Source organism: Streptomyces sp. NPDC002490 (assembly GCF_040296045.1).
Lineage (GTDB): Bacteria > Actinomycetota > Actinomycetes > Streptomycetales > Streptomycetaceae > Streptomyces.
In genome coordinates, this window is record NZ_JBEOWM010000016.1 from 92,877 (window position 1) to 109,201 (window position 16,325).

At 74.4% G+C, this 16,325-nt stretch carries 12 protein-coding genes and 1 tRNA gene; 8 read left to right on the forward strand and 5 right to left on the reverse strand.

Features of this window, described 5'->3' with window-relative positions; translation table 11 throughout:
* Nucleotides 1-565: 565 nt before the first annotated feature.
* The 3 genes from ABT092_RS13035 to ABT092_RS13045 form a co-directional block, all read right to left on the reverse strand.
* Complete coding sequence (locus tag ABT092_RS13035) at nucleotides 566-1,459, reverse strand: cellulose-binding protein (protein ID WP_351242999.1); 894 nt, start codon at nucleotides 1,457-1,459, stop codon at nucleotides 566-568.
* A gap of 376 nt (nucleotides 1,460-1,835) precedes the next feature.
* A complete protein-coding gene (locus tag ABT092_RS13040; RefSeq protein WP_351243001.1) occupies nucleotides 1,836-4,397 on the reverse strand; it encodes an SUKH-4 family immunity protein in 2,562 nt (853 codons plus the stop codon).
* A gap of 7 nt (nucleotides 4,398-4,404) precedes the next feature.
* Nucleotides 4,405-5,412 (reverse strand): SMI1/KNR4 family protein, encoded by a 1,008-nt coding sequence (locus tag ABT092_RS13045; protein WP_351243003.1) that lies wholly within the window; start codon nucleotides 5,410-5,412, stop codon nucleotides 4,405-4,407.
* A 294-nt stretch (nucleotides 5,413-5,706) separates the two neighbouring features.
* Here ABT092_RS13045 and ABT092_RS13050 point away from each other — a divergent pair, with 294 nt between their 5' ends.
* Nucleotides 5,707-6,285, forward strand: a complete 579-nt coding sequence (locus ABT092_RS13050; RefSeq protein WP_451363926.1) for a YwqJ-related putative deaminase — start codon at nucleotides 5,707-5,709, stop codon at nucleotides 6,283-6,285.
* Between the two features lie 35 nt (nucleotides 6,286-6,320).
* The gene (locus tag ABT092_RS13055; protein WP_351243007.1) at nucleotides 6,321-6,854 is read left to right on the forward strand and encodes an SUKH-3 domain-containing protein; all 534 of its coding nucleotides are present in this window, start codon (nucleotides 6,321-6,323) and stop codon (nucleotides 6,852-6,854) included.
* 28 nt (nucleotides 6,855-6,882) lie between these two features.
* Here the strand turns inward: ABT092_RS13055 and ABT092_RS13060 are convergent, their stop codons facing one another.
* Nucleotides 6,883-8,214: a sensor histidine kinase gene (locus ABT092_RS13060; RefSeq protein WP_351243009.1), complete on the reverse strand. Its 1,332-nt coding sequence runs from the start codon at nucleotides 8,212-8,214 to the stop codon at nucleotides 6,883-6,885.
* A gap of 226 nt (nucleotides 8,215-8,440) precedes the next feature.
* Here ABT092_RS13060 and ABT092_RS13065 point away from each other — a divergent pair.
* The 6 genes from ABT092_RS13065 to ABT092_RS13090 all read left to right on the forward strand — a co-directional run bounded on the left by ABT092_RS13065 (nucleotide 8,441) and on the right by ABT092_RS13090 (nucleotide 13,344).
* Nucleotides 8,441-8,515: transfer RNA gene (locus ABT092_RS13065), tRNA-Gln, on the forward strand.
* 110 nt (nucleotides 8,516-8,625) lie between these two features.
* Nucleotides 8,626-10,071 carry a bifunctional UDP-N-acetylglucosamine diphosphorylase/glucosamine-1-phosphate N-acetyltransferase GlmU gene (glmU, locus tag ABT092_RS13070; protein WP_351243011.1) on the forward strand — a complete coding sequence of 482 codons (1,446 nt, stop codon included), beginning with the start codon at nucleotides 8,626-8,628 and terminating at the stop codon, nucleotides 10,069-10,071.
* A 138-nt stretch (nucleotides 10,072-10,209) separates the two neighbouring features.
* On the forward strand, nucleotides 10,210-11,184 hold the full coding sequence (locus ABT092_RS13075; protein WP_351243013.1) for a ribose-phosphate diphosphokinase: 975 nt from the start codon (nucleotides 10,210-10,212) through the stop codon (nucleotides 11,182-11,184).
* Between the two features lie 218 nt (nucleotides 11,185-11,402).
* Entirely contained in the window at nucleotides 11,403-11,990 is a 588-nt protein-coding gene (locus tag ABT092_RS13080; protein ID WP_351243015.1) for a 50S ribosomal protein L25/general stress protein Ctc, read from the forward strand.
* A 106-nt stretch (nucleotides 11,991-12,096) separates the two neighbouring features.
* Nucleotides 12,097-12,693 carry an aminoacyl-tRNA hydrolase gene (pth, locus tag ABT092_RS13085; protein ID WP_351243017.1) on the forward strand — a complete coding sequence of 199 codons (597 nt, stop codon included), beginning with the start codon at nucleotides 12,097-12,099 and terminating at the stop codon, nucleotides 12,691-12,693.
* A 141-nt stretch (nucleotides 12,694-12,834) separates the two neighbouring features.
* Nucleotides 12,835-13,344: a hypothetical protein gene (locus ABT092_RS13090; RefSeq protein ID WP_451362114.1), complete on the forward strand. Its 510-nt coding sequence runs from the start codon at nucleotides 12,835-12,837 to the stop codon at nucleotides 13,342-13,344.
* 7 nt (nucleotides 13,345-13,351) lie between these two features.
* On the opposite strand, the gene ppc is transcribed toward ABT092_RS13090, so the two are convergent.
* Nucleotides 13,352-16,084: a phosphoenolpyruvate carboxylase gene (ppc, locus tag ABT092_RS13095; protein WP_351243019.1), complete on the reverse strand. Its 2,733-nt coding sequence runs from the start codon at nucleotides 16,082-16,084 to the stop codon at nucleotides 13,352-13,354.
* Nucleotides 16,085-16,325: the final 241 nt, after the last annotated feature.

Here is a 16,325-nt window from a genome sequence, read left to right on the forward strand (position 1 = left end):
GGAACCCGTTGTCCCGGGTGGAGGCGGAAGGGCGGTCAACCCGTCGTACGACCAGTCTCGGACGCGGCCGGGGTGCCGCGCCCTGGTGCAGAGCGCAGTCTTTTCCTGGGGTTAACCTCAGTACCCGACCTGTGGCCCGCAGCAGGGCCACGGGCGAACGGCTCGACGGCCCGCCCGCACCGCGCCCCCGCTCGGTGCCCCTGCTCGTGGATCCGCACGCCCCCGCGACCCCCCGGAGAAACCGCAGGCACGTGCCGGATCCACGGCGGGAGGCCGTCGCCGACCCCTGGTGGGCCGGCCGTTCCCCGCCGTGTAAGACCAATCTAAGGATCGGTCAGCCCCCGCACCTCCTCCGGTGGTACGACACCCGACCGCCCCCTCCTACCGAGGTACCCCTAGGGGACGCGCCGGCCCGCGAGGGGCGCGCCTCAGGGTGCCGGCGCACCCGTCGGCCCGTTCCCGCGCAGCCTCCGCCCTGCCACGGTGCGAAGGTCAAGCGCCGCACGGACCGGGCGGCGCCGTTCCGCTCCGCCCGACGGCCGCGACCGCCCGCGGCGCCGGCGTCCTACTCCTCCTCCGGCACCGACCCGGTCAGCGCGGCCAGACTGCTGCGGACGTGCGCGATGTGGGCGCGCACCTCGTCCCACTCCCGCCCGTGCTCGCGCAGCACCCGCTCCGTCTCACGGGCGGTCCGCTCCTCGTGCGCCTCCGCCCGCGCCAGCAACCGCGCCGCCTCGGCCTCCGCTTCGCCCTGCGCCCGCCCCGCGGCCTGGACCGCGCGGGCCCGGACGCGCTCCGCCGCCGCGAGGCCCTCCTCCGCCCGCGCCAGGAGCTCGGCGCGCGCCGCCTCCGCCCCGGCCGCCTGCTCGGCCTCCGCGGTCTCGGCGGCCCGGCCCCGTTCCGCGAGGTCCCGTTCCTGCTCGGCGCGGAGCGCCGCCGTCCGTTCCCGGGCGTCGGCCAGGACCGCGGCCCCCTGGCCGCGGAGGTCGGCGGCGTCCTCCTCGGCCGCCGCCAGGGCGTCCGCCGCCTGGGCGGTCGCGGTGGCGATCCGTTTCCGCGCCCGGGCACCGGCGTCCTCGCGCACCGACCGCGCGCGCTCGGCCGCCGCCGCACCCAGCAACCGGCCGGCCTCCTCCGCCTCGGCGAGCAACCGGGCCGTCTCGTCCCGGGCCGCGCCCGCCACCGAGGCGGCCTCGGCCTCGGCGGAGACGAGGAGACCGGCCGCGCGCTCCCCCAGGGACTCGTAGGTCTGCGGGGCCAACCCCGCGACCTGCTCCCGCAGCCGGACGGCCTCCGCCTCCATCTCCTTGGCGAGGACGGTCAGTCGGGCGGCCCGCTCCCACGCCCCGTCCCGCAGGTGCGACAACTCCGCGATCCGGCGGTCGACCTGGTCCCGGCGGTAGCCGCGCCCCCGCTGCACTCCGAAACCGTGGGGCGACGCCGATGCTGCACTGCTCACCTGTGAGTCCTCTCCTCGACGCGACCGGAACCCCGCACGGAGCCGGCCCCCGGCCCCGCACGGGACCCGGGCGGCCCCGGCGCTCCGCCGTCCGCTCACCCCAGGATGCGCCCAAAGGCACCGAAAGGCGGAATCGGGGTTGTCACTTCCCATACCCGCCCACCACGCCCCCGTGTCCCGGACGCACCCGAACTCCCGCCCGCACCCCGCACCCCCGCGCACGCCCCGTCGCTCCCGTGCCCCATGAGCCCCGGACGCCTCGCACACCACCACGTCCCGCAGCGCAGGTGGCCGTCGACGGGCACCCCCCAACGCGGGAGGCGCCCGACCCCCCAACGGGTCGGGCGCCTCCCGCACGGAACGAACCGTCGACGGCCTACAACAGGCCGTCCCACATCTGCTCCAGCACCACGGACCACCAGCCCTCCGGCGAGGCGAGCGCCGCCGGGTCGAGCGCGGCGAGCTGGGCCTGGAAGTCCACCGTCCAGCGCCCCGCCTGCTCCGGGGTGAGGCCGTAGCGCAGTCGCCACATCCGCCCCAGCAGAGCCAGGCACCGCACGAACTCCGGCAGCCCGGAGTTGACGAACTGCGGCGGCACCGGCGCACCGCCCGGACCGGCCTCCACCGGCACCGCGACGATGTGCGCCGTCCCGTACTGGACGCACAGCGCCTTGCCGAAGTCGCTGCCCACCACCAGGTAGGAGGAGGCGTCCGGGGCGGGCCGGACACCCCGCTCCTGGGCGTACTCGGCCAGCGTCGGCACCGGATGCCCCGGCCTGGCCTGTGCCCAGAAGAACGGTCCCACCTCGACCGGCAGGCCCGCCCACATCAACGTGACCGCGACCGCCTCGGGCACCCCCTGGCGCGACACCGCGTGCTGGTCGAACCGGAAGACCCCGGGCCCGAACGCCGCCGCCAACTCCTGGGCGACGGCCTCCGGCGGTGCCGGGGGCGCCGGCTGCACCGGCGGCAACGGCGCACGCACCGGCGCGGGCCGCGCCGGACCGTCCGCGACCTGGTGCAACTCGCCCTGGTGCTCCAACAACTGGCGCATGCCCTGCTGGCGCGAGGCGTGGTCCGTGCCGTACGGGGCGATGCTCGTGACGCGCGCCTGCGGCCAGCTCTCCCGGATCATCCGGGCGCAGTACGCGCCCGGCAGTTCGCAGGACTCCAGCTCCGTGTGCAGCTCCAGCACCTGCTGCGGGGGCACGTTCATGGCCCGCAACTCGTGCAGGATCTGCCACTCGGGGTGCGGGGTGCCCGGCGCCGAACGCCGGATCAGCTGCTGCTCCGAACCGTCCGCGGCCCGGTAGCGCAGCACGGCCTGGTAGCCCGGGCCGACCATCGGCTGCCCCGGCGGAGCGGGCGGATACCCGTACGCGGGCGCCGGCGCACCCGGCGGGCCCACCGGACCGGGCGGGGGGGGCGGCGGTGCACCGGGGCCCCCGCCCTGCGGCGCCGCCGGCGCACCCAAAACGCCCGGGGGCGGGGTCGGCGGCACGCCCGGCACGGGGCCGGCCGGGCCACCGGAGCCGGCGAACATGGTCGCCGCGTGGTGCACCCCGCCGCCCGGGGCACCGGGCGGCCCGGGCGGCGGGGGCGGCGCCCCCGGCCCGGACGGTCCGGCCAACACGGTCGCTGCCGGGTCCGTTCCGCCCCGCGGAGTGCCGGGAGCCCCCGGAGCCCCGCCGAGCGAGGGCGTCAACTGCGTGGGGACGTAGCCTCCGGCCGGCGCACCGGGCCCCGCGGGCGCCCCCGGTCGCGCGCCCGGCACACCGGGCACGCCGGGCGGCGGCGGAGGGGGCGGCGGCACCGAGGCACCGCCCCGCCCCGGGCCACGGGGCGGGCGCTGCGCCTTGCTGGTCGCCGCGTCGGCGATGTCCTGCGCGCCCCTCGACGGCGGGGAACCCGCCGCGGACGGCCCGGGCGCCCCGGGCACGCGGGGCGCTCCGGGGGGCGGGGTGGCGGGCCCTCCGGGGGGCGGTGCCGCGGGGACGCCCGGCGGTGGGGTCGGCACGCTCGGGGGCGCGCCCGGCGCGGGGCCGGACGACGCCTCCGGTGCGGGAGGCGTGGGACGCAGCGCCGCCGCCACCGCGGTGGGCGGCAGTTGGCTGCCGCCCTGCATCAGCGCCGTGGGGGCGTCCGCCGGCACGGACGGAACCGCGCTCTCCTCGACCGCGGGCGCGGCGATCACCGTCTCGGGCAGCGGTACCGAGCCCGCCTCGTCACCACCGCCCGAGGTGTCCGTCCCGGCCCACGGCGTGTCCTCGAAGTCCGGTCGGGGCTGCGGGCCGGACGGCGCACCGGCACCGGGCGCCCCCGGGCGGGGCGCAGCACCGGCGGGCCCGGCCAGGGTCCGCGCCAGACCGGGCGGCCCGGCCACCGTCTGCGCCAGGGGCGGCTCCGGCGCGGCCGGAGCCGCCGGCGCGCCACCCGTTGCGGGGCCCGAAGCCTCAGCACCCGGCGCCGAGGCGCCGGCCGAGGTCGACGTCCCGGCCCCCGTGGACCCGCCGGGCCCACCGGAACCACCCGCCTCGCGCCGCTGATCCGGAATCCCGGCCTGGTCCGCGGCCTCCTGCAACCACTCGGGCGGACTCAGCAGGAACGAGGTCTGGTGCAGGTCGATCCGCTCCGGCGCGGCGGGACCGGCGCCCGCGCCCTGCTCGACGGCGCCCGCGACCGGCCCGTACTCCTCCTCGTACCGGCGGATCACCTCGCCCACCGGGAGCGACGGCCACAGCGTGGCCTCCCCGCTGTCCCGGGCGATGACGAGCCGCTGCGCACCGCCGTCCGACCGCGGGCCCTCCGGACGGTCCTCCGCCCACACCACGAAGCCGAGCCCGAACTCCCGCACCCGCACCTCCCGGTGCTGGTACGCCGGGACCTCGCCGTTGACCCACTCCTCGCCGCGCTCCTGCGCCTGCGCGAACGTCACCATCGGCTGCTCACTCCCCCGCGGCCCGCGTGTCCGACCCGGTGCCGCCCACCGGCACCGAGCGCGCGAACCCGCCGTCGACCATCAGGTTCGCCACCGTCTCCAACTCCGGCGGACTGCCGGCCAACCGCGACAGGAACCCGTCGAAGTCCTCGCCGCACGGCATCAACAACTGCTCCACCCGTTCCTGCACCGACCAACCGTCCCGGTCCCGCACGTCGTCGTACGCGCAGAACCACACCGAACCCGGGGCCCGGCCGCGCACCCGTACCGCCAACAGTCCGCCCTGCACGAAGCCGATGCCCAGGTAGTCCTTGGTCAGGTGGTCGCGCAGGCACTTGTTCATGTAGACGAGGTCGTTGACCGCCGCCTCGTCCCGCACCGTGAAGAAGGGTTGGTCCACCAACAGGCCGAGTTCGGCGTCGAGCGCCACCCCCACCGGGGCGCAGCCGCCGGCCGCCTTCAGGAACGTGCGGTACGCCCCCGGCAGCCGGTAGCCGAGTTCCTCCTCCACCGACTGCACCTGGGCCTCCGACACCGCCACCGCACCGCGCGGCAGACCGACGTGCGCGGGGCGCGTCTCCTGCAAGGGCCGCGTCCCCCGCTTCTCCTGGTCCACCGGCGCGGTGGCCAGGCCGCCGTGGTGCCGCAGCAGCGCCTTCACCTCGACCGGCACCAGTTCCAACCGCCGGGTGCCCGCCACGTGGTGCCAGGTCCAGCCGTGCGGGGTCGCCACCGAGGGCACCGATTCCCACAACGGGTGCCGCTCCGCCGCGCACACCGCGTTCGCCGACACGTAGTCCGTCAACCGCAGTTCGTCGACCCCGAAGCCGGCCGGCGGCTCCGCGACCTCCACGGCGACCCGCGCGTACGGCGAGAAGTCCGGATGCCCCCGCTCGTCCACCCGCACGCCCCGCGGGTGCCGGGCCGCCCGGACCGGGTCCGGGAAGTGCACGACCTGCCCGGCGTACACCGCGTTCGGCGGCGCGGCCTGCTGCCCGAGCCGACCTGTCGTCATGGCGGTAGCCCCCCTGCGGCGCTGGGTTGGATCGATGCGTGATCATGTACGTCATCGATGCGGACGGAACTCAGTCGGCGACAGCCTAATCCGAACCGCCATGCCGGTCATCGGCCCACGACTTCGGTGACCTGCTGTCACGCCGACGTGACCGTACGACGAGCGACACGCGCGACGGCCTGCCCCGCAACGCCGCAGCTTCCACAGCGGCGCTCGGATTTGGCAGGCTGATACACCGCACGCGGGGCGGCCACACCAGCCAGGCGCCCTCCCGCGGGGAGGGAAGCAGGTCCGATGAGAACACCACAAGCACGGCCGATCCGACCGACCCCGTCGGCCGGCGCGACGGCGACCGTACCGGCGCCCACGCCCGCGCGTGCCGCGTCCCGCACGCCGTCCGGCACCTTGGGGGACCCCCGGGTGGGATGGAGCGCCGAGCGCACCGTGGACCCGCCGGTCCTCGCCCACCGGAGGGACGGCATCCTCCCGACCGTCGCCGCGGCGCTCTCCGTCCACGGCACGACGCTCACCGGCACGGCCGCCCGCGGCGACCGGCCGCCCATCCTGCACCCCCTGGTCCAGGAGTTCCTCGACGCACTCGCCGGCGACCGCCGCGACCGCTACACCGGACGCTGCGCCGAGACCATCCTCATCTCCCGTCACCTCACCGCCGCCGACACCGAGCGCTCCAAACGGGCCCGGCGCAAACCCATGACCAACGGCGAAGCCCGCAAGGCCCTCAAACACGCCAAGCTCACCACCCGGCGCATCCGCGAGGACGACGACCCCCTGCACGGCACCTTCGCCCACCCCTGCCGCGCCTGCGCCGCCCTCGCCAGCCACTTCGGCGTACGCGTCATCGGCCCCCGCTGACCAGCCCCGCACCCGCCCCCACCCAACGAGAGCCGATGCAGCCCGACCGCACCTCCACCACCCGCTTCCCCGTCCCCGTCGAGGCCGCCCTGCGCGCCGCCGGTTGGGAACCCGGTCGCTGGGACATAAAGCAGGCCGAGTACTGGGCCGACACCCTGCGCGCCCACACCTCGCCCGCCGGCCACGAGCACGCCGTCTTCCCCGCCGCCGTCGAGGCGTGGGCCGAGTTCGGCGGGCTGCACCTCGCCCCCGGGCCCGTCCCGCCCGGCGCCGGCCGCCCGGTCGCCCCCACCGCGGTCCGGCTCGACCCCCTGCACGGGCTGCACCTGGCCCGCACCCTCGCCGACCTCGGTCGCGCCCTGGGCACCGAGGTCAGCCCGCTGGGCGAGGAGGTCATCGCCGGCTCGCCCGCCCCCGGTGACCACCAGGCGCTGCTCGCCATCGACGCGGAGGGCCGTGTGTACGGACTCGACCACACCGGCGACTGGTACCTCGGCCCCGACATGGACGCCGCCCTCACCACCCTCGTCACCGGAGCACGGCCGGCCCGCCTCAGCACGGCCCCGTAGCCCGGCGGGCCGAGCGGCACCGAGTCCGTCAGACCCCGCGGGGGATCACCGCCGACACCCGGAACCCCCCGCTGTCCGTGGGCCCCGACACGAACACGCCCCCCAGGGCGCTCACCCGCTCCCGCATCCCCACCAGACCGTTGCCCCCGCTGGGCAACCGCGCCGCCGCGCCCTCCCCGTCCACCGGCGGGGCCTCGTTCTCCACCTGCATCGCGATCTCCGACGTCCGGTGCGCCAACCTCACGTGCGTCCGGGCCCCCGCCGCGTGCTTGTGGACGTTCGTCAACGCCTCCTGCACCACCCGGAACGCCGTCTGCTCCACCGCCGCCGCGTACGCGCGCAGCTCCCCCTCCACCGACAGCACCACCGCCATCCCCGCCACCCGCGACTGCCCCACCAACTCGTCCAGATCCGCCAGGCACGGCCCGTCCCCCACCGGCACCCCGCCGTCCCCGGCCGCCCGGGACGCCGCCGCCGCGGCGGCGGCCCCCACTGCGGCCAGGGGCACCGACCCGGCGCCCTGCGCCGTCGACACCGTGCCCTCGCCGGTGCGCAGCACGCCCAGCATCTCCCGCAACTCGCTCAGCGCCTGCCGCCCCATGTCCCCCACCAGTGCCGCGTTGCGCACCGCCTTCTCCGGGTCCTTGCGCGCCACCGCCTGGAGGGCCGCCGCGTGCACCACCATCAACGACACCCGGTGCGCCACCACGTCGTGCATCTCCCGGGCGATCCGGGTCCGCTCCTCGCTCCGCGCCCACTCGGCGCGCTCCTCCGCGCGCTCCGCCAGCAGCTGCAACTCCCGCTCCAGCGAGTCGGCCCGCTCCCGCAGGCTCTCCATCAGCCGTCGTCGCGCACCGATGTAGAGGCCGAGCAACACCGGGGGCGCGGTCAGCCCCAGCGACATCGTCAGGGCGATGAACAGGACGAACCAGCCCTCCGCGGGCAGCGCCCCCGCCGCCGCCTCCTGCTCGGTGCGCACGTAGGACACGATCAGCGCGCCGAGCAAGGACATCCCGGCCAGGCCCGCGATGATCCGGCGCGGGGCCTCGGAAGCGGCGAGCGAGTACAGGCCCACCACGCCCAGCAGGAAACCCATCTCCGCCGGGGTGACCGCGATCGCCACCAGCACCACCGCCACCGGCCACCGGCGCCGCACCAGCAGCACGGCCCCGACCAGCATGCCGAACACCAGCCCCGCCCCGGAGGGCAGGCCGACGCCGCCGGCGAAGTCGGCGCCCTGCTTGGCGCACTCGATGCTCGACAGCGCGGCCAGCGTCACGTCCAGCACGGCGCTGCGCCGCCGCGGCCACCACCACGGCCCGGTCAAGGCCGCCCGGTGGTCTTCCCCCGTCGTGGTCATGGACCCAGCGTACGGGCGGGACGGACGGCTGCCACGAGGAGTTTCGGGGGACGGACCCCCGCGGCGCCCGGGCGGTGCGGGCTCCCGCGGACGCCCCGACCGCGGGGACGCCAGAGGCGCGTGCCGCGGCCGTTCGGCGGCGTGTGTCCGCAAAAGGACCGAACCGTGCGTGGCCGGGAACCGTGACGGCGACCACGGTCGACTCGGGTAAGGTCTGGGGCAGTGATCCGCCGTGGGGTAACGGTAGCCCGCAGGCCTTTGAAGCCTTGTAGTGCTGGTTCGAATCCAGCCGGCGGAGCCACTGGCATCGGGGCCCCACCGCGCAGGAGGGGCCCGCACTCATTTCCGGCCCCCTACGCCCCGGTATCCTGCGGTTGTCCGCACCCAAGCACCGAAGTCGAAGGGCACACCGTGAGCACTCGCCCGGCCGCCGTCGTCGTTCTCGCAGCGGGTGAGGGCACCCGTATGAAATCGGCCACACCCAAGGTCCTGCACGACATCTGCGGACGTTCCCTGGTCGGTCATGTGCTCGCCGCCGCCCGGGAGCTGGAGCCGGAGCGGCTGGTGGTGGTCGTGGGGCACGCCCGCGAGCGGGTCGCCGCGCACCTGGCCGAGGTCGACCCGCAGGCCCGCACCGCCGTGCAGCAGGAGCAGAACGGCACCGGGCACGCGGTCCGCACCGGGCTGGCGGAGCTGGACGGCCCCCTCGCCGGAACCGTGGTCGTGGTGTGCGGTGACACCCCGCTGCTGACCGGGGAGACCCTGCGGGAGCTGGCGCGCACGCACGAGGCGGACGGCAACGCGGTGACCGTGCTGACGGCCGAGGTGCCGGACGCGACGGGGTACGGGCGGATCGTGCGGGACCCGGCGTCGGGTGCGGTGACCGCGATCGTGGAGCACAAGGACGCCTCCGCGGAGCAGCGGGCGGTGCGGGAGATCAACTCGGGCGTGTTCGCCTTCGACGGGGTGCTGCTGGCCGAGGCCCTGGGGCGGGTGCGGACGGACAACAGCCAGGGCGAGGAGTACCTGACGGACGTGCTCGGCATCCTGCGGGAGGCGGGGCACCGGGTGGGCGCGTCGGTGGCCGCGGACCACCGGGAGATCGCCGGGATCAACAACCGGGTGCAGCTGGCCGAGGCGCGGGAGGTGCTGAACGCGCGGCTGCTGGAGCGGGCGATGCTGGACGGGGTGACCGTGGTGGACCCGCGCTCGACCTGGGTGGACGTGTCGGTGTCCTTCGAGCGGGACGTGGTCCTGTGGCCGGGCACCCAGTTGCTGGGCGCGACGCGGGTCGGCGAGGGCGCCGAGGTGGGCCCGAACACCCGGCTGCGGGACACCGTGGTCGGTGCGGGCGCGCGGGTGGACAACGCGGTGGCGGAGCGGGCCGAGGTGGGCGCGGGGGCGTCGGTGGGTCCGTACACGTACCTGCGGCCGGGGACCCGGTTGGGCCGGTCCGCGAAGGCGGGCTCGTTCGTGGAGATGAAGAACGCGGCGGTCGGCGAGGGCACGAAGGTGCCGCACCTGTCGTACGTGGGGGACGCGACGATCGGCGACTTCACCAACATCGGCGCGGCGAGCGTGTTCGTGAACTACGACGGTCAGGACAAGCACCACACGACGGTGGGGTCGCACTGCCGTACGGGTGCGGACAACATGCTTGTGGCTCCCGTCACCATCGGGGACGGGGCGTACACCGCTGCGGGATCGGTGATCACGAAGGACGTACCGGCGGGTTCGTTGGCCGTGGCCCGTGGTCAGCAGCGGAATATCGAGGGCTGGGTGGCCCGGAAGCGTCCGGGGAGCGCGGCGGCGAAGGCGGCCGAGTCGGCGGGCCGGGAGGCCGGGGGCGAAAGCTGACCGGATTCGGGTGCGTCCGATAGCGCGTACCGTGATAGGTGCACTCATTCCGCTGGATTGGGGCATTGATTCGGCTGGCTCGTCGGTGCGGGACGCGGACGGGCGCAGCAGCTGCGAACACGTCGAGGAGACTGTGCTGTGACCGGGATCAAGACGACCGGCGAGAAGAAGATGATGCTCTTCTCCGGCCGCGCCCACCCCGAGTTGGCCGAGGAGGTCGCCCACCAGTTGGGGGTCGGCATTGTGCCGACGAAGGCATTCGATTTCGCCAACGGTGAGATCTACGTCCGTTATCAGGAGTCGGCGCGCGGCGCGGACTGCTACCTGATCCAGAGCCACACCGCTCCGATCAACAAATGGATCATGGAGCAGCTCATCATGATCGACGCGCTGAAGCGGGCGTCGGCGCGGAGCATCACGGTGATCGTGCCCTTCTACGGGTACGCCCGGCAGGACAAGAAGCACCGCGGTCGGGAGCCGATCTCGGCGCGGCTGGTCGCGGACCTGATGAAGACCGCCGGTGCCGACCGCATCCTCGCGGTGGACCTGCACACCGACCAGATCCAGGGCTTCTTCGACGGCCCGGTGGACCACCTGTTCGCGCTGCCGGTCCTGGCGGACTACGTGGGCGCCAAGGTGGACCGCTCGAAGCTGACGGTGGTGTCCCCGGACGCGGGTCGGGTGCGGGTCGCCGACCGCTGGTGCGACCGGCTGGGCGCACCGCTGGCGATCGTGCACAAGCGGCGCGACAAGGACGTGGCGAACCAGGTCACCGTGCACGAGGTCGTGGGTGACGTGAAGGGTCGCGTCTGCGTCCTGGTGGACGACATGATCGACACCGGTGGCACGATCTGCGCGGCGGCGGACGCCCTGTACGCGCACGGCGCCGAGGACGTCATCGTCACGGCCACGCACGGCGTGCTGTCGGGTCCGGCGGCGGACCGGCTGAAGAACTCGAAGGTGAGCGAGTTCGTGCTGACGAACACCCTGCCGACGCCGAACGAGCTGGAGCTGGACAAGATCACCGTGCTGTCGATCGCGCCGACGATCGCGCGTGCGGTGCGCGAGGTCTTCGAGGACGGTTCGGTCACCAGCCTCTTCGACGAGCAGTAGGACCGCGGGGCGGTGGGCGCGGGAGCCGTCGTCGCCTTCACCGCCGGTGTGATCCTTTTGGAGTGCGGCCTGCCCGCCGAGTAAGCTGGTGGAGTTGCTCGGCGAGGGAGGCCGCACTTCTCATGTGCGGCGGTCCGTTATCGACGCGCTCTTCGTAGCAGGCCAGTCGTACGGCCGGGTAACGGCCGTAGTTTCCGATCACCCTACGAGGAGTGCTGATGTCCGAGGTCAAGCTCGCCGCCCAGACCCGTACCGAGTTCGGCAAGGGCGCCGCCCGCCGCATCCGCCGTGAGCACCAGGTTCCCGGTGTGCTGTACGGCCACGGCACCGAGCCGGTCCACCTGACCCTGCCGGGCCACGAGCTGCTGCTCGCCCTGCGCACCCCGAACGTCCTGATCTCCCTGGACATCGAGGGCCGCAACGAGCTGGCGATCCCGAAGTCCGTGCAGCGCGACGCGGTCAAGGGCTTCCTGGTCCACGTCGACCTGCTGCTGGTGAAGCGCGGCGAGAAGGTCGCCGTCGAGATCCCGGTGCAGACCGAGGGCGAGCTGGCCCCGGGCAACTTCCTCCTGGAGCACGTGCTGAACGCGCTGCCCGTCGAGGCCGAGGCCACGCACATCCCCGAGTCGGTGACCGTGTCCGTGGCGGGCCTGGAGGCCGGTGCCTCGATCCACGCCAAGGACGTCGTGCTGCCGTCCGGCGTCTCCCTGGCCGTCGACGAGGACGCGGTGGTCATCCAGGTCCTGGCCGCGCAGGTCGAGGAGGCCCCGGCGGAGTCCGCCGAGGGCGAGACCGCCGAGGCGTGAGCCTTCGTCCCGCCGCGCGGGACGTTGCAGTGTGTGTTCCACAGCCGTCGCCCCGCCGGGGCGACGGCTGTGGCCGTGAGGGGCGTACCGGAGAGGCGGAGGACGGATGACGGACGGCGACAACGCGCCCTGGCTGGTGGTGGGGCTGGGCAACCCGGGGCCGGGGTACGCGATGAACCGGCACAACGTGGGGTTCATGGTGGCGGACCTGTTGGCCGCGCGGATGCGGGGCACGTTCAAACGGGCGACCAAGGGACAGGCGCAGGTGGTGGAGGGGCGCATCGGCCCGCCCGGGCCGGCGAGCCGGCGCGTGGTGCTCGCCAAGCCCCTGTCGTACATGAACCTGTCGGGCGGGCCGGTGACGGCGCTGCGGGACTTCTACAAGGTGCCGACCGCGCAGGTGGTCGCGGTCCACGACGAGTTGGACATCGACTACGGGGTGCTGCGGCTCAAGCTGGGCGGCGGGGACAACGGGCACAACGGGTTGAAGTCGATGACGAAGGCGATGGGGCCGGAGTACCACCGGGTGCGGTTCGGGATCGGTCGGCCGCCGGGGCGGATGCAGGTCGCCGACTTCGTGCTGAAGGACTTCTCGTCGACCGAGCGCAAGGAGCTCGACTACTTCGTCGACCGGGCGGCCGACGCGGTGGAGTGTCTGCTCGCGGAGGGGCTGGAGCGGGCGCAGGGCACGTACAACGGGTGAGCCCCCGCCGGTCCGCCGGGGGCCGGACGGGGCACCGGCCGCCCGCCGGAAGGTGGGAGTGGTCACAGCCGGATGTACATCTCGGGACATGTCGCGGCGGGCAGTTGACCTGGAGTCAGGAGATGGCCAAGGATCCGGGCCATGGCTGCGACGCGTTCCCCCTCGGGCCGCCGGGTCCGCCCCTCCCCCTCCGGCCGGATCGCGGTGTCCTGGGCCGGCCGGGCGGTGATGGCCGCCGTGGCGCTGCTGCTGCTCGTCGCCGGAGTGTGGGCGTCCTGGAGCAGCGCGCAGCACGTGATGCTCTCCAAGGGGCGCGAGCGGGGCACGATGACGGTCGCGGGGTGCGACGCGGAGGAGTGCGTGGGCCCCTACGCGCCGGCGTCGCCGGGTTCGTTGAGCCGGGCGCGGGTGGTGCTCGACGAGTCGGTGGGCGCGGACCCCGGTGATCGGATCGCGGTGGTGGTGAAGCCGGACACCGACGAGGTGGTGCGCGCCGGCGTGTCGGGCGTGCTGCGGGCCTGGGTGCCGCTGGGCGGTGCGCTGTTGTTGGCGGCGGTGATCCTGGCGGGGGGCGTGCGGATGCCCCGGACCGCGTGGGCGACGGCCGCCGCAGCGTTGACCTTGCTGACGGCGGCCGTCGTCACGGTGTAGGGCGGGGTCAGCCGGTGTTGCGCAGTCCGGCGGCGACCCCGTTGACGGTGAGCAGCAGGGCCCGGCCGAGCAGCGGGTCGGGCGCCTCGCCGCGTTCGGCGGCGGCCCGCTGGCGGGCCAGCAGCGACACCTGGAGGTAGGAGATCGGGTCCAGGTAGGCGTCGCGGATGGCGAAGGTCTGCTGGAGCACCGGGTGGGTGTCGAGCAGGCGCTCCCCGCCGGTGACCCGCAGCACCTCGCGGACGGTCAGCTCGTGCTCGGCGACGATCGCGTCGAAGACGTGCTTGAGGTCCTCGGGGACGAGGGTGTCGACGTAGTGGCGGGCGATCCGCAGGTCCGTCTTGGCGAGGGTCATCTCGACGTTCGACAGGAAGTTGCGGAAGAAGTGCCACTGCTCGTGCATCTCGTCCAGGACGGCGTCGAGGCCGGCCTCGCGCAGCGCCTTCAGCCCGGAGCCGACGCCGAACCAGCCGGGGACGATCTGCCGGGACTGGGTCCAGCCGAAGACCCACGGGATGGCCCGCAGTCCGTCGAGGCCGGCGCCGGAGTCGGGCCGGCGGGCGGGCCGGGAGCCGAGGTGCAGGTCGGCGAGCTGGTCGACGGGGGTGGAGGCGAAGAAGTACGCGGGCAGGTCCGGGTCCTCGACCAGGGTCCGGTAGGCGGCGTGGGCGGCGTCGGAGACGACGTCCATGGCCGCGTCCCAGCGGGCGAGGGCCTCGACGGACTGCCGGGGCGCGGTGTGCAGGGCGGACGCCTGGAGGGTCGCCGCGACGGTCAGTTCGAGGTTCTCCCGGGCGAGGGAGGGGACCAGGTACTTGTCGGAGATGACCTCGCCCTGCTCGGTCACCTTGATCTCGCCCTCCAGGGTGCCCCAGGGCTGGGCGAGGATCGCGTCGTGCGAGGGGCCGCCGCCGCGGCCCACGGTGCCGCCGCGGCCGTGGAAGAGGCGCAGCCGCACCCCGTGGCGGTGGGCGACGTCGCGCAGTCGGCGCTGGGCGCGGTGGATCTCCCACTGGCTGGTGGTGATGCCGCCGAACTTGGAGGAGTCGGAGTACCCGAGCATGACCTCCTGGACGTCCCCGCGCAGGGCGACCAGTCGCCGGTAGGAGGGGTCGGCGAGCATGCCGTCGAGGATGACGTCGGCGGCGCGCAGTTCGTCGGTGGTCTCCAGCAGCGGCACGATGCCGATCTTGGCCCAGCCGGCGTGCAGGTCGACCAGTCCGGCCTCGCGGGCCAGGACGGTGGCGGCGAACACGTCGTCGGCACCCTGGCACATGGAGATGATGTACGACTCGATGACCTCGGGCCCGAAGACGGCGAGCGCGCGGCCGACGGTGTCGAAGACGCCGAGGGTCTTGCGGCCGGCGGCGTCCAGCGGGGCCGGGGTGGGCGCGAGGGGGCGGCGGGAGCGCAGTTCCTTGGCGAGCAGCTTGGTGCGGTGCTCGCGGGGCATGTCGGCGTAGCGCCAGGACTCCTCGCCGAGCCGGTCGAAGAGCTGGCCGAGGGCGTGGTGGTGGGCGTCGGCGTGTTCGCGGACGTCCATGGTGGCGAGTTGCAGGCCGAAGGCGGACAGGGTGCGGATGGTGCGGTTCATCCGGCCGTCCGCAATGAGCGCGCCGCGGTGCTCGCGCAGGGACGTCTGGACGAGGGTGAGGTCGCGCAGGAGTTCCGCGGTGCCCAGGTAGTCGCGGCCGGACTGGTGCGGGGTGCCCTGGGCGAGGCGCGCCTTGGTGTTCTCCAGCTTCTGCCGGATGCAGGTGGCCTTGAGCCGGTAGGGCTCCTCGGCGTTGAGCCGCTTGTAGCGGGGGCTGATCTCGGGCAGGTGCTCCAGGTCGGCCTGGAGGGAGGTGAGGAGTTCCTCGGTGGCTCCGGTGTAGCGGATGGAGTTCGAGAGGAAGCCGCGCAGTTCGTCGACGAGCGCGAGGGCGTCGTTGATGCCGTGCTCGTGCTGGAGGATCAGGACGTCCCAGGTCACCTGGGGGGTGACGTTGGGGTTGCCGTCTCGGTCGCCGCCGATCCAGGTGCCGAAGGTCAGCGGACGGGTGTCGTCGGGGAGTCGGAAGCCGACGCGGTCGAGTTCGGCGGTGAGGTCCTCCAGGACGTCGCCGACCGCCCCGGCGTGCAGTTCGTCGAGGTAGTAGATGGCGTTGCGGGCCTCGTCGGCGGGCTCGGGGCGGACCACGCGCAGTTCGTCGGTCTGCCACACGAGGTCGATGTTCTCGGCGAGGCGGACGTCGTGGCGGCGGCGGTCGGCCTCGATGACCGGCGTCTCCAGCAGACGGGCGATGCGGCGGAGCTTGTTGAGGACGCTGCGCCGGGCGGCCTCGGTGGGGTGCGCGGTGAAGACGGGGCGCACGTTGAGGTTGGCGACGGTGGCCCGCAGGTGCTCCGGGTCGGCGTCCTTGAGGCGGTCGGCGGTGCGGGCGAGGAGTCCGCCCTCGGCGGCGCGCCGGGCCCGCAGTTCCCGGCCGCGGTGCACCTGCTCGGTGACGTTGGCGAGGTGGAAGTAGGTGGAGAAGGCGCGTACCAGCTTCGCCGCGGTCTCCAGTTCGGTGCCGCCGAGGAGTTCGGCGGCGGCTTCCCCGTCCTCACGGGTGAGGCGGCGGACGCGTTCGACGAGTTCGAGGAGCTCGGGACCCTCCTGACGGACGAGGGTCTCGCCGAGCAGGTCACCCAGTCGGCGGATGTCGGCCCGCAGTTCGGGGCTGGTGGTGGGAGTCCGGTCGTCGGCACTGCTCACAGGTGCGGCTCCTTGCAGTGTTGAGGCGCTTCTGGAGGGGAACCCGGGTCGTCGGTGATGAGGGCGGTGGACACCGCTCACGGCCCGGGACGAACACAGAGCGGACGACGCTGTCCGGCCGTCTCCAAGGATAGGTGTCCAAACGGACGCGCGGTCCGCGGGCCTCTCGTCCGACGGCTACGCACTGCCATACTTGCGTCGCCGTGGGTTACGGGCGTGCGGGAATCCCGTCCGCGCCGTG